Consider the following 17,583-nt stretch of genomic DNA (forward strand, 5'->3'; position numbering starts at 1 on the left):
CGCGCCCGGCGAGCCGGACGAGAGCGGAGTGATCGACGAGGTCCCGATGCGGACCGGCCGATCGGCTGAAGCAGTGGACGGAGATGAGGCATCGGCCGGCGACCGCCCGCAAGACGACGGACCCGGCACGGGCGCACCCTCCGCACCCTCAGGAGGCCGGTGGCGCGCGATACGGCAGCACTGGCGTGCTGTGGTCGCCGCATCCGCCCTGCTTCTCGTGATCGGCGTGGGCGCTGGATGGATGCTGTTCGGCCGCGGCGCGATCCCGGTCACCTTGCCCGCCGCACAGCAGGACGCACTCGCGATGCTCGAGGACGGGCCGTTCGACGACGGCTCCGTGACGTTCGTCGGAGAGAAGCACGGAGTGGCCGTCTGGCAGGCGACCACCGGAGACGGCGTCCGCGAGTGCATCGTGCTGACCCATGGCGACGAGCAGGCCTCCGAGTGCAGGCCGAACGATGAGGAGCCCACCACCGAGGGCTTCATCGGGCTCTCGACCAGCATCGACCTCGAAGAGGACGGTGAGACCTTCAGCGTCTGGGCGACGATCATGCCGGACATCACGGGACAGTCGGTCACTCTCGTCCAGCGCTCCCAAAGCTACAGCGGAGACTGGCGCGACCAGTACGCCGAGGCGGAGATCGCCGCGGTCGAACGGCTGGAGGCCGAGGGATTCGACCCGTTCGAGCTCTACCTCGCCGGCTACGACGGCGAGCTGGCGATCTGGCAGGGGCATCTCGGCGCGACGAACTGCGTGCTGGCGGTCATCGGCGCAGACGTTCTGCGCGGCTGCGGCGACGCCCTCGAAGAGCGGCTCCAGCTCCGCATCGGCGAGACTCTGTACGAGGTCGTCCAGACGACGAATCGCGGGCCGATGCTCACGATCATCCGCGGGGCCGCGGACCCCGGCGAGACGGGCGCACCCCTCGAGCTCGGCGGCGAGCACGGCGACCCGATCGAGGTCCGTCCGGACTCTCCGGCCCCCTGAGCTAAGAGGCCGCAGCGACCCGGTCGGCGAGGATCGCCATCCGCTGATCGCCGACGCGGGTGAGGATCAGCGTCGCCGCCTGATCGCCCTTCAGCGTGAGCTTCCTGCGGAAGGCGGCGGGGTCGATGTCCATGCCCCGCTTCTTGATCTCCAGCGTCCCGATGCGGTCGGCCCTGAGCACGGCGCTGATCGCCTTCGGGTTGGCCGGCATCGTCTCGCGCACGCGGAACGACTGCACGAAGGGACTCGTGAGCGCGGCATCCGATGTCAGGTACGCGATGTGGTTGTCGAGCATGCCGGCGTCGAGACTGCGGGCGACGTCGCCGATCAGGCGTGCGCGGATGACGGCGCCGTCCGGCTCGTGCAGGTACGCGCCGAGCTCGCGCACCGGCGCATCCTCGGCGTCCGCCCCCGCGGTGAGCTCGTGCGTGCGCTCGCCGCGGATCACCATCGCCGCCCGGCGCACGCCGTCGCGGGCGAGGATGCCGGTCCACAGGACCAGCTCGACGACGCTGCCGTCGGCGCTCACCCACTGCGCCTCGGCATCCGCCGGGAGGCCGTCGCGATCGTGGCCCGGTCCGAGCTTGATCCCGGTCGGGACGCGAGAGGCGAGCTCGAACGCCCAGTCGAGCGAGGGCGAGTAGTCGTCGGCCGACACCCGCCGGGTCTCGCTGTGCCCCGGCGTCCGGCGAGCAGGGTCCATCCAGATCGCGTGCCGCCCCGAGCCGGCAGAAGGGAGGTCGGCGTCCTCGGCGGCGCCGTGCCGGACCGCAGAGCCGAAAGGGGCGAGGTTGTACGCGGCGATCGCGGCGGTGACCTCGTCGGCGTCGACCGCGCTCACCTCGAGGCCGGCGCCGGCGAAGGCGAGGGCATCGCCGCCGATGCCGCAGCCGAGGTCGGCGACGCTCTCGACACCGGCGGCGCGCATGCGCTGCGCATGCCTCGCCGCGACGCCGAGCCTGGTCGCCTGCTCGAGGCCCGCGCGGGTGAACAGCATCCGCGCGGCGAAGTCGCCGAACTTCGCCTTCGCCTTCGCACGCAGATGCGCCTGCCCGACCACCGCCGAGACCAGCTCGGGGGAGTGCCCCGCGGCGCGGAGTCGGGACACGGCCCTGGCGACCTCTGCGGTCGATTCGATCGGACCGAGAGCATCGAGCAGCTCGAGGCCCACGGGCGTGAGCAGGGCTCGCAGCTCGGACATCTCCACGTCCTCAGCTTAGGCTGGGCGCGTGGGGTCGCATCCTCGCGCCGACGACCGCGAGTCATCGACTGGCACTCGCATTGCATGAGTGCCAACCGACGGCCTACACTGGATTAGCACTCTCGGGTTGAGAGTGCGAACAAGTCTTACGTGTCAGCGTCAAGGAAAGAAGAGGTAGACCGTGTCGGTTTCCATCAAGCCGCTCGAGGACCGCATCGTCATCAAGCAGGTCGAGGCCGAGCAGACCACCGCGAGTGGCCTGGTCATCCCCGACACCGCCAAGGAGAAGCCCCAGGAGGGCGAGGTCGTGGCGGTCGGCCCCGGCCGCATCGATGACAACGGCAACCGCGTCCCGCTCGACGTCGCCGTCGGCGACCGCGTGCTGTACAGCAAGTACGGCGGCACCGAGATCAAGTTCGGTGCGGACGAGTACCTCGTCCTGTCGGCTCGCGACGTCCTCGCAGTCGTCGTCCGCTGACGCTTCGACAAGCTCAGCGACCCGAATAGGGGTCAGCGACCCGAATAGGGCTCAGCGACCCGAATAGGGGTCAGCGACCCGAATAGCAGAAGGCCCGGATGCGTCACGCATCCGGGCCTTCTCCGTGCCCGGCGCAGAGCGGCCGCTCCGCGGGCGTAGGGTTGTGCGGTGAGCCCACACAGCACCGAGCGCGCCGGACGGACCGCCGGTGTCTCGTACTCGGTCGCTGCGTATCTGCTCTGGGGCGTCCTCCCGCTGTACTTCCTGGTGCTCGCGCCCACCGGCCCGTGGGAGGTCGTCGCCTGGCGGGTGCTGCTGTCATTCGTGTTCTGCGTGCTCCTGCTCACCGTCACGCACAGCTGGAAGGCGTTCATCGCGATCGCCACGCAGCCCAAGCTCCTCGGGTGGACGGCGCTCGCCGGGCTGCTGATCTACGTGAACTGGCAGGTGTTCCTCATCGGAACCCTCACCGGCCACGTGGTCGAGACCAGCCTCGGCTACTTCATCAACCCGATCACCACGGTGCTCCTCGGGGTCTTCGTCCTCAAGGAGCGCATCCGCGCCCTGCAGTGGACCGCGATCGGGATCGCCGCCGTCGCGGTGATCGTGATCGTGGTCGTCTACGGCGCGTTCCCCTGGATCGCGCTGTCGCTCACCGCCTCCTTCGGCGTCTACGGGCTCATCAAGAAGCAGATCGGCCCGGCGGTGGATGCCGTGAGCGGGCTGACGCTCGAATCGTTCTGGCTCATCCCGATCGCGGTCGTCCAGCTCATCGTCGTCGCGTCGACGACGGGCATCACGATGGGCTCGAACGGCGTCTGGCACGCTGTGCTGCTCGCATTCGCCGGCGTCGTCACCGCCGTGCCGCTGCTGCTGTTCGCCGCAGGCACCCGCAGGGTGAACCTCACGGTGATCGGCATGATCCAGTTCATCACCCCCGTGATGCAGTTCATCATCGGCGTGCTGTTCCTCGGGGAGCCGATGCCGCCCGAGCGGTGGATCGGATTCATCATCGTCTGGGTCGCGATCGTCGTGTTCGTGGTCGATCTGTTCCTCGCCGCCCGCCGCGGACGCCGGACGGCGCAGGCCGAACTCGTCTGAACCCGCGGTCCAGCCGCGGCGGAACCGGGTGCCGGATCGTTAACGCACTGAAACCAAAGCTTCCACCAGCCGCTGGCACGACGCCCTAGGGTTAGAGCACCCGACTGTGGTCACAATCCACGTTCAGTTACGCAAGGGAGCATCATGAACGCACTGAAGGGCTCGCGCACAGCGAAGGTCTTCGCGGGGATCGCGCTGCTCAGCGCATCCGCACTCATCATCGCAGGCTGCAGCAGCACTCCGGAGGCCACGCCCTCCGAGGGCGGCGACAAGCCGGCAGCCGACCTCACGCTCAAGCTCGGATCGCTGCTTCCGCAGACCGGTGCGCTGGCGTTCCTGGGCCCGCCCATGGAGTCCGGCGTCGGCCTGGCCGTCGAAGAGGTCAACGAAGCCGCCGCCGGCGTCACGATCGAACTCACCGCAGAGGACGAGGGCGACACCGACACCAAGGCCTTCGAGACCTCGATCACCAAGCTCCAGGGCGCCGGCGTCTCCGCCATCGTCGGCGCTGCCGCGTCCGGCGTCTCGCGTCTCATCCTCGACGGCAACGTCAGCGCCGGCATCCTGCAGATCTCTGCATCGAACACCGGCCCCGACTTCACCGACTGGGACGACAAGGGCCTCTACTTCCGCACCGCACCCAGCGACCTGCTGCAGGGCGAGGTGCTCGGCAACCTGATCGCCGAGGACGGACACAAGACGCTCGGCGTCATCTTCCAGAACGACGCCTACGGCACCGGGCTGTTCGACAACATCAAGTCGACGTTCGAGGGCGCCGGCGGCGAGGTCGTCGCCGACGCGTCGTACAACGTCGGTGACGGTCAGTTCGACGCCCAGGTCGAGACGATCAAGGCGGAGAACCCGGATGCCGTCGCGATCGTGTCGTTCGACCAGTTCAAGACCATCGCACCGCTGCTGATGAACGCCGGCATCACGCCGGACAAGTGGTACCTGGTCGACGGCAACCTGTCCGACTACGGCGCGAAGGCCGAGACGAACTTCTCGTTCTCGCTCGAGGGCGCCCAGGGCACCAAGCCCGGCCCGGCTCTCGAGGATGACTTCGTCGAGCGCCTGCAGGCGTCCTGGACGGCAGCAGGCAACGAAGAGGTGCAGGACTTCACCTACGCGGCTGAGGCGTACGACGCCGTCGTGCTGGTCGCTCTCGCCTCTCTCGCGGCAGGCTCCACCGAGGGCGCCGACATGGCGGCCAAGATGCAGGAGATCTCCGGCGGATCCGGCGACGGCGAGAAGTGCACCAGCTTCGCCGAATGCGCCGAGATCATCAACGGAGGCGGCACGGCCGACTACGACGGCTACTCCGGCGAGGTCACGTTCGACGAGAACGGCGACCCGCAGGGTGCCACGATCGGCATCTACAAGTACGGGGCTGACAACCTGATCTCCCGCACGAACTGATCACACATGACGAAGGCCCCGGATGCTGCATCCGGGGCCTTCGGCATGTGCTGCCGCCGGCTAACGCGGGGCTGTGCTCCGGGCGCGGTTGGTGCCGCCGGGCCGTGCTCCGGGCGCAGTTGGTGCCGCTTGCAGGCGATGCAAGCGGCACCAACCGCACCCGGAAGATCGGGGCGCAGGGCTCGGACGGCACGAACTGCACCTGGAACGGATGCCCCAGCGCGGCGAGCAGCCGGCTTCAGGCGGCGTCGGTGCCGAGCGTGCCGAGGTACAGGCCGATGACCTTCTGATCGTTGAGCAGGTCGCGGCCGGTTCCCTCGTAGGCGTCCTTGCCCTGGTCGAGCACGTAGCCGCGGTCGCAGATCTGCAGGCAGCGGCGGGCGTTCTGCTCGACCATGATCGTGGTCACTCCGGCCTTGTTGATGTCGGAGACGCGGATGAACGCGTCATCCTGCCGCACGGGGGAGAGGCCGGCCGAGGGCTCGTCGAGCAGCAGCACCGACGGGTCCATCATGAGCGCCCGCGACATCGCGACCATCTGCCGCTCACCGCCCGAGAGCGACCCCGCGCGCTGCTTGAGGCGCTTGCCGAGCTCGGCGAAGATGCCGGTGACGAACTCCAGGCGCTCCGCGTAGATCTTCGGGTTCTGGTAGAGCCCCATCTGCAGGTTCTCCTCGATCGAGAGCGAGGGGAACACGTTGTTCGTCTGCGGCACGAACGCGACGCCGCGCTTCACGAGCTTGTCTGCCTTGAGCCCGACGATGCTCTCGCCGTTCAGCGTGACGTCGCCTGCGCGCACGTTCACCAGGCCGAAGATCGCCTTCAGCAGCGTCGACTTGCCGGCGCCGTTCGGGCCGATGATGCCGATCAGCTCGCCCTGGCGCGCCACCAGGTTGGCGCCGTTGAGGATGTTGACGCCCGGCAGATATCCGGCGTGCACGTCCTTCAGCTCGACGACGATCTCACGGTCGTCCGCCGGCGCTGCGCCGGTCGAAGTCGCCTCGCTCATGCCTTGCCCTCCTCAGCCGCATCGGCTGTCGACGTGCCTTCGAGCTCTGCCTCGGCCTCCGCCTCGATCTGCGCCCGCAGCTTCACGGCAGCGGTGTCCGCGAGCACCGGGATGCGTCCGGTGACCGCGCCCAGGTCGACGTCCTGGTGCGCACCAAGGTACGCGTCGACCACGGCCGGGTCGTCCATGACCTCCTCGGGCGGACCCTCGGCGACCACGCGGCCCTCTGCCATCACGACGACCCAGTCGGCGATGTGGCGGACCATGTGCATGTCGTGCTCGACGAACAGCACGGTCATGCCCTGCGCCTTCAGATCCAGGATGTGGTCGAGCAGGGACTGCGTGAGCGCGGGGTTGACCCCGGCCATCGGCTCGTCGAGCATGACCAGCGTCGGGTCGCTCATCAGCGCCCGTGCCATCTCGAGGAGCTTCCGCTGCCCGCCGGAGAGCGCCGCAGCGAAGTCCTTCTCCTTGGCGTCGAGCTTGAATCGGGCGAGCAGCTCGCGCGCCTTGCCCTCGATCTCCTGGTCCTGCTTGCGCCAGAGGAACGGGAACAGGCTCGACCAGAAGCCCTCGCCGCGCTGATGCGGGGCGCCGAGCTTCATGTTCTCGAGCACGGTCAGCAGCGACAGCGACTTGGTCAGCTGGAACGTGCGCACCTGACCCATCCGCGCGACCTTGAACGACGGGACACCGGAGAGGTTCGTGCCGTCGAACGACCACGTGCCGCTGTTCGGCTTGTCGAATCCGCACAGCAGGTTGAACAGCGTGGTCTTGCCGGCGCCGTTGGGGCCGATCAGCGCGGTGATCGCACCGCGGGGGATCTCGACGTGGTCGACGTCGACCGCGACGAGGCCGCCGAACCGGCGCTGGACGGCATCCACCACCAGGATCGGATCGTTCTTGGCGACACCCGGCTTCGCCGGCCCCTTGGCGAGGCCGGTGGTCTTCGGGCGGCGGATGCTGCCGGTGGAGGGCCCTTCGACAGGCTCAGGGACCGAGGAGTCAGGCTCAGGGACCGAGGAGTCAGGCTCAGGGACCGAGGAGTCAGGCTCAGGGACCGAGGAGTCAGGCTCAGGGACCGAGGAGTCAGGCTCAGGGACCGAGGAGTCAGGCTCAGGGACCGAGGCGCCGTTCATTTCACTTGACAAAGGTCATCTCCCTCTTGTCTCCGAGGATGCCCTGAGGGCGGAAGATCACGAGCAGCATCAGTGCCACGCCGATGAAGATCAACACCATGGTGGAGGCCTGACTGTCGGTGATCGGAAGGATGCCGGCCCGCGCCATGCTCGGGAGGAGGTTGGCGAGGAACGCGTAGACCACCCAGAAGAGCACGGCGCCGAGCGTCGGGCCGAACACGGTGGCAGCCCCGCCGAGAAGCAGGATCGTCCACAGGAAGAAGGTGAGCGACGTCGTGTAGTTGCCGGGGACGACCGCGGAAGGCAGCACGAACACGATGCCGCCGGCCGCGCCGATCACTCCGCCCACGACGAGCGCCTGCATCTTGTACGCGAACACGTTCTTGCCGAGCGAGCGCACGGCGTCCTCGTCCTCGCGGATGCCCTTGAGCACCCGGCCCCAGGGGCTGCGCATCAGCGCCCAGACGAGCAGGATCGCGACGGCGAGCAGGATGATCCCGAAGACGCGGTTCCACAGGTCGTTGGCGCTGAACGTCCACGGGCCGAACCCGTAGGTGCCCTCGGGGAACGGGTTGGCGTCGCGGAACCCGCCGTTGTACTGCGCGAGGCCGTCGGCCGAGTTCGTCCACTCGTCGAACAGCTGCGTGGTGAACAGCAGACGCACGATCTCGCCGGCGGCGATGGTCGCGATGGCCAGGTAGTCGGCTCGGAGCCGGAGGGTCGGGATGCCGAGGAGGATCGCGAACAGTGCGCCGCCGATGAGCCCGATGAGCATGCCGATCCACCAGGGAAGGCCGAGGCTGAGGACAGAGATCGCGTAGCCGTAGCCGCCGATCGCCATGAACGCCGCCATGCCGAAGTTCAGCAGGCCCGCGTATCCGAAGTGCACGGCGAGGCCGGTGGCGGCCAGCGCATAGGCGATCGTGACCGGGCTGATCAGATAGACCGCGGTGTTGGAGAAGATGCTTCCGAAGTCCATGATCAGCCCAACCTTTCCTTGCGACCGAGCAGGCCCTGCGGTCTCACCAGCAGGATGACGATGAGGACGACCAGCGCGCTGGCGTACTTGAGGTCGGACGGGATCCACAGGGTGGACACCTCGACCGCGATGCCGACGATGAGCGATCCGACGAGCGCGCCGAAGGCCGTGCCGAGCCCGCCGAGGGTGATCGCGGCGAAGATCAGCAGCAGCATCTGCGCACCCATGTCCCACTTCACGCCAGGGCGGAAGTAGGCCCAGAGGATGCCGGAGATGGCGGCCAGGACGCCGGAGAGGATCCACACGTAGCGGATCACCTTGTCGACGTCGATGCCGGATGCCGCGGCGAGCTGCGGGTTGTCGGAGATGGCCCTCGTCGCCTTGCCGATGCGGGTGCGGGTGAGGAACCACGCGACGCCGAGGATCACGACGATGCTGACGCCCATCGAGATCAGGTCGATGTACGACAGCGAGACCGGGCCGAACTGGATCGGCGTGGGGCTCGCGCCTGGCAGCTGACGGGTGGCGCCGCCGATGAAGAACTGGAACACGTAGCGCAGCGCGAGCGAGAGGCCGATGCTGACGATCATGAGCTGGACGACGCCGAGACCGCGGTGCCGCAGCGGACGCCAGAGGCCGGCATCCATCGCCCAGCCGAACAGCCCACCGCCGACGACGGCCGCGATGATTCCGAGCCAGAGCGGAAGGTGCCAGAAGCTCGTGGTCACGAGGGCGACGAGGCCGCCCCACGTCACCATCTCGGCGTGCGCGAAGTTGGACAGACGCGTGGTGCCGTAGATGAGCGCGGCGCCCATCGACGCGAGTGCCAGGAGCAGGCCGAAGTTCAGGCCGCCTACCAGGCGCAGCGCCAACTGGTCGATCAGGGAGGTGGTGATCCGCTCGCCCTCGCCGAGGAAGAGGTTCATGATCTTCGTGCCGGTGAGGCCGAACTCCACCTCGAACGACGCGGTGGTTCCGGAGATCGGCTGCGTGCCCGGAGGGAGCTGGGCCGCATCGACGATCACGCCGTCCGGCAGGCTCTCCTCGTCGACGGTCAGCGTGTACTTGTCCTTCTCGGGGACGTACAGGCGCCACTTGCCTTCGGCATCCGTCTCGGTCTCGCCCTCGAAGCCGCCGCCCTTGATCTGCATGACGACGCCCTCGACGGGCTCGTCGTCGAACGTGATCACGCCGGCGAAGTAGAAGTCGGTGATCTCCTGGCCGTCGTCGGTCTCCTCGGCGGATGCCGGTGGCGGAGGCGCGAGCAGGAAGACGGACAGAGCCATCAGGATGCCGAGGAAGGCGACCACCCAGGGGCGCTTTCGCTGCACGGCGATTGTTGTGGGTCCCACGCAACCTCCACTGTGAGTGCTGTCGCTGCGGCATCGGGTGTGCGCCGCGGCGATGGACGACGCACTTGAGCGTAGTGCGCGTTCACCGAATCTCCTACACAGCGGTGCGCGCACGCCTTTGCTGGGAATGTTCCCGGGCGTGTCTCGCTTAGAATCTACATACGGTTTCCCGGCCGGACCGGCCGACGTCGCCCACTCGCACACGCACTCGGAACCGCGCTGAAAGCGCAGGAGGAGCATTCATGGATCAGCACGACCCCTTCGGCTTCGTCGGGCTCACGTACGACGACGTGCTGCTCCTCCCGGGGCACACCGATGTCATCCCCAGCGAGGCTGACACCTCGTCGCGGATCACTCGCCGGATCTCGGTCGCGACTCCGCTGCTCTCCAGCGCGATGGACACCGTGACCGAGTCGCGGATGGCCATCGCGATGGCGCGCGAGGGCGGTATCGGCATCCTGCACCGCAACCTCTCCATCGCCGACCAGGCGGCCCACGTCGACCGCGTCAAGCGCAGCGAGTCGGGCATGATCACCGACCCGATCACGACGACCCCCGACGCGACGGTCGAAGAGGTCGACGCCCTCTGCGCCAAGTACCGCATCTCCGGTCTGCCCGTCGTCGACCCCGACGGCAGCCTCGTCGGCATCATCACGAACCGCGACATGCGCTTCGTCTCCGGCTTCGAGCGCCAGACCACCTTCGTCAAGGACGTCATGACCGCCGAGGGCTTGATCACCGCTCCGGTGGGCGTCGCCGCCGGCGAGGTCATCGCGCTGTTCGCGAAGCACCGCGTCGAGAAGCTGCCCCTGATCGATGAGAAGGGCAAGCTCGCCGGTCTCATCACCATCAAGGACTTCGACAAGAGCGAGAAGTACCCCCTCGCCACCAAGGACGACCAGGGCAGGCTGCGCGTCGGCGCCGCGATCGGCTTCTTCGGCGACGCCTGGGAGCGCGCGGAGGCGCTGCGCGACGCCGGCGTGGACGTTCTCGTCGTCGACACCGCCAACGGCCAGTCGCAGGGCGTCATCGACCTCGTGACGCGGCTGAAGGCCGACGAGTCGTTCGCCCACATCGACGTCATCGGCGGCAACGTCGCGACCCGCGAGGGCGCGCAGGCGCTCATCGACGCGGGCGTGGATGCCGTCAAGGTCGGGGTCGGGCCCGGCTCGATCTGCACCACGCGCGTGGTCGCCGGTGTCGGTGTGCCCCAGGTCACCGCCGTGTACGAGGCATCGCTCGCCGCTCGTCCGGCCGGCGTGCCGGTGATCGCCGACGGCGGACTCCAGTACTCGGGTGACATCGCCAAGGCGCTCGTCGCCGGCGCCGACGCCGTGATGCTCGGCTCGCTCCTGGCCGGCACCGACGAGTCTCCGGGCGAGATCGTCTTCCAGTCGGGCAAGCAGTTCAAGCAGTACCGCGGCATGGGATCGCTCGGTGCCATGCAGACCCGCGGCAAGCAGACCTCGTACTCGAAGGACCGCTACTTCCAGGCCGACGTGCCCAGCGACGACAAGCTCATCCCTGAGGGGATCGAGGGCCAGGTGCCCTACCGCGGGCCGCTGTCCGCGGTCGCGTACCAGCTCGTCGGGGGCCTGCGCCAGTCGATGTTCTACGTCGGGGCGCGCACGATCGAGGAGCTCAAGACGCGTGGCAGGTTCGTGCGCATCACCGCGGCAGGGCTCAAGGAGTCGCACCCGCACGACGTGCAGATCGTCGTCGAGGCGCCGAACTACAAGAAGTAGGCCTCTCTCTGCGCGAAGGGGCGGATGCTGCGGCATCCGCCCCTTCCGCATGTCGGGGGCGCGGCGTAGCGTGCCGGTATGTGCAGAAACATCCACACACTCCACAACTTCGAGCCGGCCGCGACATCCGACGAGGTCCAGGCCGCCGCGCTCCAGTACGTGCGCAAGATCGCCGGGACCACGAAGCCGTCGAAGGCGAACCAGGAGGCCTTCGACCGCGCCGTCGCGGAGATCGCCCACGCGACGCAGCACCTGCTCGCCGACCTCGTCGCGGTGCGTCCGCCGAAGAATCGCGAGGAGGAGGCCGAGAAGGCACGGGCTCGCGCGATCGCGTCGGGGCGCTACGCCGCCTGACGCTCGGTTACGTCCGTGGTCGATCGATGACCCGGTGTGACGGGCCGACCCCGGGGGTCGATGCGGTCTGGCTACGGTCGGGTCATGACTCTTCTCAACGACATCTCCGCGACCTCCGGCATCGCCGGCATCACGCAGGCCGAGCGCGCCCGGCGCCTCGCAGACGCGGGAGCCGCCTGGAACGCGCGGATCGCGGATGACCCCGCGAACGCCCAGCTCACGTACAAGGTCACCGGTCGCGGTGTCGGCTCGGTGGCCACCGAGATCCGTGCGGGCCGCCACCGCTTCCTGGTCGACGAGCCGGGTGCTCTCGCCGGCGACGATGTCGCGGCCAGCCCGGTCGAATACGCCCTGGGCGCGCTCGTCTCCTGCCAGGTCGTCGTGTTCCGCCTCTACGCCCAGGCGCTGGGCCTCACCATCGACGACATCAGCATCACGGCCGAGGGCGATCTGGACGTGCGGAAGCTGTTCGGCATCGACGGGTCCGGCCGCGCCGGCTTCCACGACGTCAGGGTGCGCGTCGACATCGAGGGCCCGGATTCCGCGGAGCAGTATGAGAACCTCCGCCGGGTGGTCGACGAGCACTGCCCGGTGCTCGACCTCTTCGCCAACACGGTTCCGACCTCGGGGTCGCTGGGCTGACTCATCGCCGTCCGTCGCCCTGGGCGCCTGAGCACTGATAGCCTGGTCGGCTCGCTCAAGCGGGCGGAAGGACGGCCACGCTCGTGGGGTACATCGACGTTTCCAGCGTCTCGCTGACACTGCCGGACGGCAGACCGCTTCTCGATGAGGTGGCGTTCCGGGTCGGCGCAGGCTCGGCGAGCGCCCTGATCGGGCCGAACGGCGCAGGCAAGACGACGCTGCTGAGGATCATCCGCGGCGACCTCGCACCCGACGGCGGCGTGGTCACGATCGACGGCGGGCTGGGCGTCATGGACCAGTTCGTCGGGCACGGCGAGGCGGGTCAGACGGTGCACGAGCTGCTCGTCCGGGTCGCGCCCCGCCGCATCCGCACGGCGGCCGAGGCGCTCGAGGCGACGGAGGACGCGCTCATCGAGCGCGACGAGACCGACACCCAGATGGCGTACGCCTCGGCGCTCGCCGAGTACGCGGATGCCGGCGGCTACGAGCACGAGACGGTGTGGGATCAGTGCACGGTCGCAGCTCTCGGCGTCCCGTACGAGCGTGCCCGGTTCCGCGAGCTCACCACGCTGTCCGGCGGCGAGCAGAAGCGGCTCGCACTGGAGGCGCTGCTGCGCGGGCCGGACGAGGTGCTGCTGCTCGACGAACCGGACAACTACCTCGATGTGCCGGGCAAGCGGTGGCTGGAGGAGCAGCTGCGGCAGACGGCGAAGACGGTGCTGCTCGTCTCGCACGACCGCGAGCTGCTGGCCCGCGCCGCTGATCGTCTGATCACGCTCGAACCCGGCGGTGCAGGATCGTCGGCATGGGTGCACGGCGGCGGGTTCGCGACGTATCACCAGGCGAGGGTCGACCGGATGGACCGGCTCGACGAGCTCCGCAGACGCTGGGACGAGCAGCACGAGAAGCTGCGGATACTGGTGGCGAACCTCAAGGTGAAGGCATCCGCGAACGACGGGTTCGCGTCGCGGTATCAGGCGGCGCAGACGCGGCTGCGGAAGTTCGAGGAGGCAGGCCCGCCGGAGGAGCGCCCGCCCGCACAGGAGTTCGACATGCGGCTGCGCGGCGCGCGCACGGGCAAGCGCGCCGTGGTCGCGGCTGAGCTGGAGCTGGCAGGGCTGATGAGGCCGTTCGACGCGGAGGTCTGGTACGGCGACCGCGTGGCGGTGCTCGGCTCGAACGGATCGGGGAAGTCGCACTTCCTGCGGCTGCTCGCGCGGGGCGGGAGCGACCCCGACCCGACGCTCGGACACGTCACCTCGACGGGCGAGCAGCTCACCGCGGTCGCCCACAGCGGACGTGCCGTGCTCGGCGCGCGCGTCGTGCCAGGCCTGTTCGCGCAGACCCACGCGCATCCGGAGTTCGCCGGACGCACGCTGCTCGAGATCCTGCACAGGGGCGACGAACGTCGCGCCGGGATGCCGAGGGATGCCGCGAGCTCCGCGCTCGACCGGTACGGACTGGTGCGGCAGGCGCAGCAGACCTTCGACTCGCTCTCCGGCGGGCAGCAGGCGCGTTTCCAGGTGCTCCTGCTCGAGCTGTCCGGAGCCACGCTGCTGCTGCTCGACGAGCCGACCGACAACCTCGACATCGAGTCCGCCGAGGCCCTCGAAGACGCCCTCCGGCGGTTCGAGGGAACAGTGCTGGCTGTCACGCACGACCGCTGGTTCGCGCGGTCGTTCGACAGATTCCTGGTGTTCGGCGCCGACGGCGAGGTCTACGAGTCGGACACCCCGGTGTGGGACGAGAAGCGGGTGACCCGGACGCGCTGACCGGAACCGCGACGGCGCGCACCTGGTTGCGGTGGCGCGAGAGCGTGCCGGGCGCTCAGGGCAGCCGGAGCGGCTCCGCCGCGCGGGCGGCGGGGTCGAGCACGAGGTCCGCGAGCACCGCACCGACGCCCGGGGCGAACTTGAAGCCGTGCCCCGAGAACCCGGCACCCACCACGATCCGGCCACGACGATCGAGCACGAAGTCGCCGTCGTCCGTCGACGTGTAGGTGCAGCTGATCGGCACTGCGGATGCCGGGTCGAGCCCCGGCATCCACTCCCGCACGTACTCGGCGAGAGCCTCCGCATGGGTGGTCCGATGCGGGCGCGCGTCCGGATCGACCTCGTCGCCCACTCTGTGGAAGCCGACCTTCACGCCCTCGCCGGGTGTCGGCATGCCGTACACGGTGGCCGGATACGCCGCCGGGTCGACGTAGTGGTTGAAGGACGGCCATGGCACTGCGGCGGAGAGCGGCGTGAAGTGCGCCGGTGTCTCCTCGGTCACCTCCAGTCGCGGCATCGGCAGCATCGGCAGCATCCGCGATGTCCAGGCGCCGACGGTGACGACGACGGCATCCGCGTGCAGCGATCCGCCGGCGAGTTGCAGCGACACCCCGGCATCCGTCTCCTCGATCCCGAGCACCGGCGTCTCCCACCGCACGTCGCCGCCCGCGCCGGCGATCCGCCGCTCGAGCTCCTCGAGGGCGGCGGATGCCCTGGCGACGCCGGCGTCGCGCGAGAACAGCACGTCCCCGTCGAACCGCATGCCCGGCCATCGGGTCGCGGCCTCGGTGCCGGACAGCATCTCGGCATGGATGCCGCGTTCGGTCAGCCGCCGCTCGATCGCGACCAGGTCGGCCGAGCCGTGCGTGACCAGCCCGTGCAGCCGCAGCAATGGCTCCCCGTCGACCTCGCCCAGTGCCTCCCATCCCTCGCGGGAGCGCTGGAGCAGGTCGAGGTAGTGGTCGTCAACGTAGGCGTTGTTGAAGTTCCGGGTGGCGCCGTGCGACGCGCCTTCGCGGTGTCCCCGGGCGAAGCGCTCGAGCACGACCGTGCGATGCCCGCGGCGGGTGAGCTCCCACGCGGTCGCCAGGCCCATGATGCCGCCGCCCACGACGACGATCTCCGCGGCATCCGTCTTCATGAGCCCTCCCGGTGTCGCCTCCAGTCTCCCAGCCGCAGGCCACCCCGCGTCCCGGGTAGTCTGGTCGGGTGACCATGGAGATCGAGCTCGGCCGAGGAAAGCGTGCGCGACGCGCGTACACGTTCGACGACATCGCGGTGGTGCCCTCGCGGCGCACGCGGAACCCGGAGGATGTGTCGACCGCGTGGACGATCGACGCCTTCGGCTTCGAGATCCCGGTGCTCGGCGCGCCGATGGACTCCGTCGTGAGCCCGCAGACGGCCATCATGCTCGGTCAGCTCGGCGGACTCGGCGTCCTCGACCTGGAGGGTCTCTGGACCCGCTACGAGAACCCCGAGCCGCTGCTCGCGGAGATCGCCGGACTCGGCGACGACGAAGCCACCGTGCGGATGCAGCAGCTGTACTCCGAGCCGATCAAGCCCGAGCTCATCAAGCGCCGCCTCGCCGAGGTCCGCGAAGCAGGCGTCACCGTCGCAGGCTCCCTGACCCCGCAGCGCACCCAGGAGTTCTACGACATCGTCGCCGCCGCCGGCGTCGACCTGTTCGTCATCCGCGGCACGACCGTCTCCGCCGAGCACGTCTCGAGCGTCGACCAGCCGCTGAACCTGAAGAAGTTCATCTACGACCTCGACGTCCCCGTGATCGTCGGGGGCGCAGCGACCTACACCGCGGCGCTGCACCTGATGCGCACCGGGGCCGCCGGCGTCCTCGTCGGCTTCGGCGGGGGAGCCGCGTCCACGACGCGCGCCACCCTCGGCATCCATGCTCCGATGGCCACTGCCGTCTCGGACGTCGCTGCCGCACGCCGCGACTACCTCGACGAGTCCGGCGGCCGCTACGTGCACGTCATCGCCGACGGCGGCGTCGGCACGTCCGGCGACATCGTCAAGGCGCTCGCCATGGGCGCGGATGCCGTGATGCTCGGCGTCGCGCTCGCCCGCGCCACCGACGCACCGGGCCGTGGCTTCCACTGGGGCCCCGAGGCGCATCACCCGAAGCTTCCGCGCGGCCGCCGCGTGCAGGTCGGCGGCATCGGCACCCTCGAGGAGATCCTCTACGGCCCCGCGCCGATCGCCGACGGCACCGCGAACCTGATCGGCGCCCTGCGCAAGTCCATGGCGACCACCGGCTACTCGGACCTCAAGGAATTCCAGCGGGTCGAGGTCGTCCTCGCCCCCTACGAGGCCTGAGGGTCCTGCGCCAGACCGTGACGACCCCTGCGCTGTTCCCGCCGACCCTCCGTGAGGTGATGCTCCGCGGTCGATGGATCGCGATGCTGCTGCTGTGCCTCGTCGTCGCCGGCGTGTTCGCCTGGCTCGGACAGTGGCAGCTCGCGCGCGCCATCGAGACCGACCCGCCGCCCGCGGGAGCCACCGAGCAGGTGCGTCCGCTCGGCGAGGTCGTGGAACCGGGGGAGTACCTTCCCGAGCCTCTCGTCGGACAGCGCGTCGAGACGTCCGGCTCCTGGGTGCCGGGCGATTTCATCGTCGTGTCCGGCCGGTTCAACGACGACGTCGAGGGGTACTGGGTCACGGGGCAGCTGCGGGTCGCGGAGCGCACGTCGATCGCGGTCGCGATCGGCTGGACCGCCGACCGGGAGGCGGCGGACGACGCCGCCGAGGCGCTGGACGCGGATGCCGACGGCACAGAGGTCGCGGTCACGGGGCGGATCATCTCCGACGAGGGCCCCTCGGTGCCGCCGCGGAGCGACCCCGACCGGATCGACCGGATGTCGCCCGCGGCGCTCCTCAGCCGCTGGCACGACGCAGAGCAGCTAGACGTGTACCGCCCCTATCTCGCCTCCGCGACAGCCGCGGCCGGCCTCGCCGACATCTCCTCGCCGGCGCCCGAGGAGCAGTCGCCGGTGAACTGGCTCAACATCTTCTATGCGGCGGAGTGGGCGATCTTCGCGGGCTTCGCGTTCTACCTCTGGTACCGCCTCGCGAAGGATCAGTGGGAGCGCGAGGTCGAGGACATCGAAGACGCCTCCGGAGCGGCATCCGCCTGACCATCTGCGCACGTGCGCACCTCCGTTTGCGCACCTGAGCGGCCGTTTGTGTGGTCCCTCTGAACAGATTGTGCGATCCGATGAGCGCTCGGTGACGAAACGGCAAACACCGTTGAGGATGTCCGAGCCGCTCCGTATGCTCCCAATCATGTGCGTGCGCTGGGAGCCCGGTTCACGCCGCGACGAGGCTCCACGAGAGTCCGTCGTTCGTCCGCAATGCCGAGGAGACCGCCCGAATGATGTTCGCCCCTGACGACG

General features: G+C 69.3%; 16 protein-coding genes. 10 read left to right on the forward strand and 6 right to left on the reverse strand.

The window, feature by feature from the left end:
• A partial coding sequence (locus IPV10_RS14410; RefSeq protein ID WP_207484946.1) for a hypothetical protein occupies window positions 1-988 on the forward strand: 988 nt, incomplete at its 5' end.
• 1 nt (window position 989) lies between these two features.
• Here the strand turns inward: IPV10_RS14410 and IPV10_RS14415 are convergent.
• Complete coding sequence (locus IPV10_RS14415; protein ID WP_242685014.1) at window positions 990-2,189, reverse strand: class I SAM-dependent methyltransferase; 1,200 nt, start codon at window positions 2,187-2,189, stop codon at window positions 990-992.
• A 181-nt stretch (window positions 2,190-2,370) separates the two neighbouring features.
• On the opposite strand from IPV10_RS14415, the gene groES reads away from it, so the two are divergent.
• The 3 genes from groES (at window position 2,371) to IPV10_RS14430 (ending at window position 5,184) form a co-directional block, all read left to right on the forward strand.
• Window positions 2,371-2,667, forward strand: coding sequence for a co-chaperone GroES (gene groES, locus IPV10_RS14420; RefSeq protein ID WP_207484949.1), 297 nt, complete (start codon window positions 2,371-2,373; stop codon window positions 2,665-2,667).
• Window positions 2,668-2,835: 168 nt separating this feature from the next.
• Window positions 2,836-3,768, forward strand: a complete 933-nt coding sequence (gene rarD, locus IPV10_RS14425) for an EamA family transporter RarD (protein ID WP_207484951.1) — start codon at window positions 2,836-2,838, stop codon at window positions 3,766-3,768.
• 144 nt (window positions 3,769-3,912) lie between these two features.
• Window positions 3,913-5,184, forward strand: coding sequence for an ABC transporter substrate-binding protein (locus IPV10_RS14430; protein ID WP_207484953.1), 1,272 nt, complete (start codon window positions 3,913-3,915; stop codon window positions 5,182-5,184).
• Between the two features lie 238 nt (window positions 5,185-5,422).
• Here IPV10_RS14430 and IPV10_RS14435 read toward each other — a convergent pair whose 3' ends face one another.
• Genes IPV10_RS14435 through IPV10_RS14450 form a run of 4 tightly spaced genes read right to left on the reverse strand, consistent with a single transcriptional unit; the run spans window position 5,423 to window position 9,597 of the window.
• Window positions 5,423-6,193: an ABC transporter ATP-binding protein gene (locus tag IPV10_RS14435; protein WP_207484954.1), complete on the reverse strand. Its 771-nt coding sequence runs from the start codon at window positions 6,191-6,193 to the stop codon at window positions 5,423-5,425.
• Entirely contained in the window at window positions 6,190-7,332 is a 1,143-nt protein-coding gene (locus tag IPV10_RS14440; protein ID WP_242685015.1) for an ABC transporter ATP-binding protein, read from the reverse strand. The genes IPV10_RS14435 and IPV10_RS14440 overlap by 4 nt, the downstream gene beginning before the upstream one ends.
• 1 nt (window position 7,333) lies before the next feature.
• Complete coding sequence (locus IPV10_RS14445) at window positions 7,334-8,311, reverse strand: branched-chain amino acid ABC transporter permease (RefSeq protein ID WP_207484956.1); 978 nt, start codon at window positions 8,309-8,311, stop codon at window positions 7,334-7,336.
• A gap of 2 nt (window positions 8,312-8,313) precedes the next feature.
• Complete coding sequence (locus IPV10_RS14450; RefSeq protein WP_207484996.1) at window positions 8,314-9,597, reverse strand: branched-chain amino acid ABC transporter permease; 1,284 nt, start codon at window positions 9,595-9,597, stop codon at window positions 8,314-8,316.
• Between the two features lie 308 nt (window positions 9,598-9,905).
• Between IPV10_RS14450 and guaB the strand changes: the two genes are divergently transcribed.
• From guaB to IPV10_RS14470, 4 genes are all read left to right on the forward strand, one after another.
• Window positions 9,906-11,408, forward strand: coding sequence for an IMP dehydrogenase (gene guaB, locus IPV10_RS14455; protein WP_207484958.1), 1,503 nt, complete (start codon window positions 9,906-9,908; stop codon window positions 11,406-11,408).
• Between the two features lie 78 nt (window positions 11,409-11,486).
• Window positions 11,487-11,762, forward strand: coding sequence for a DUF2277 domain-containing protein (locus tag IPV10_RS14460; RefSeq protein WP_207484959.1), 276 nt, complete (start codon window positions 11,487-11,489; stop codon window positions 11,760-11,762).
• 84 nt (window positions 11,763-11,846) lie between these two features.
• Complete coding sequence (locus tag IPV10_RS14465) at window positions 11,847-12,404, forward strand: OsmC family protein (protein ID WP_207484961.1); 558 nt, start codon at window positions 11,847-11,849, stop codon at window positions 12,402-12,404.
• Between the two features lie 83 nt (window positions 12,405-12,487).
• The gene (locus tag IPV10_RS14470; protein ID WP_207484963.1) at window positions 12,488-14,176 is read left to right on the forward strand and encodes an ABC-F family ATP-binding cassette domain-containing protein; all 1,689 of its coding nucleotides are present in this window, start codon (window positions 12,488-12,490) and stop codon (window positions 14,174-14,176) included.
• A 55-nt stretch (window positions 14,177-14,231) separates the two neighbouring features.
• Here the strand turns inward: IPV10_RS14470 and IPV10_RS14475 are convergent, their stop codons facing one another.
• A complete protein-coding gene (locus IPV10_RS14475) occupies window positions 14,232-15,317 on the reverse strand; it encodes an FAD-dependent oxidoreductase (protein ID WP_207484965.1) in 1,086 nt (361 codons plus the stop codon).
• A gap of 74 nt (window positions 15,318-15,391) precedes the next feature.
• Between IPV10_RS14475 and IPV10_RS14480 the strand changes: the two genes are divergently transcribed.
• Entirely contained in the window at window positions 15,392-16,507 is a 1,116-nt protein-coding gene (locus tag IPV10_RS14480; protein WP_207484998.1) for a GuaB3 family IMP dehydrogenase-related protein, read from the forward strand.
• Window positions 16,508-16,566: 59 nt separating this feature from the next.
• Entirely contained in the window at window positions 16,567-17,325 is a 759-nt protein-coding gene (locus IPV10_RS14485) for an SURF1 family cytochrome oxidase biogenesis protein (protein WP_207485000.1), read from the forward strand.
• The last annotated feature ends 258 nt before the right edge of the window (window positions 17,326-17,583 follow it).

Source organism: Microbacterium sp. SD291 (genome assembly GCF_017355365.1).
Taxonomy (GTDB): Bacteria; Actinomycetota; Actinomycetes; order Actinomycetales; family Microbacteriaceae; genus Microbacterium.

Bases quoted from the DNA above. Each gene is read 5' to 3' on its own strand.
- IPV10_RS14435 (WP_207484954.1), bottom strand. From the start codon at position 6,193: ATGAGCGAGGCGACTTCGACCGGCGCAGCGCCGGCGGACGACCGTGAG.
- IPV10_RS14475 (WP_207484965.1), bottom strand. From the start codon at position 15,317: ATGAAGACGGATGCCGCGGAGATCGTCGTCGTGGGCGGCGGCATCATG.
- IPV10_RS14450 (WP_207484996.1), bottom strand. From the start codon at position 9,597: ATGGCTCTGTCCGTCTTCCTGCTCGCGCCTCCGCCACCGGCATCCGCC.
- IPV10_RS14415 (WP_242685014.1), bottom strand. From the start codon at position 2,189: ATGTCCGAGCTGCGAGCCCTGCTCACGCCCGTGGGCCTCGAGCTGCTC.
- IPV10_RS14445 (WP_207484956.1), bottom strand. From the start codon at position 8,311: ATGGACTTCGGAAGCATCTTCTCCAACACCGCGGTCTATCTGATCAGC.
- IPV10_RS14440 (WP_242685015.1), bottom strand. From the start codon at position 7,332: ATGAACGGCGCCTCGGTCCCTGAGCCTGACTCCTCGGTCCCTGAGCCT.
- IPV10_RS14485 (WP_207485000.1), top strand. From the start codon at position 16,567: ATGCTCCGCGGTCGATGGATCGCGATGCTGCTGCTGTGCCTCGTCGTC.
- IPV10_RS14460 (WP_207484959.1), top strand. From the start codon at position 11,487: ATGTGCAGAAACATCCACACACTCCACAACTTCGAGCCGGCCGCGACA.
- IPV10_RS14480 (WP_207484998.1), top strand. From the start codon at position 15,392: ATGGAGATCGAGCTCGGCCGAGGAAAGCGTGCGCGACGCGCGTACACG.
- IPV10_RS14465 (WP_207484961.1), top strand. From the start codon at position 11,847: ATGACTCTTCTCAACGACATCTCCGCGACCTCCGGCATCGCCGGCATC.
- guaB (WP_207484958.1), top strand. From the start codon at position 9,906: ATGGATCAGCACGACCCCTTCGGCTTCGTCGGGCTCACGTACGACGAC.
- IPV10_RS14430 (WP_207484953.1), top strand. From the start codon at position 3,913: ATGAACGCACTGAAGGGCTCGCGCACAGCGAAGGTCTTCGCGGGGATC.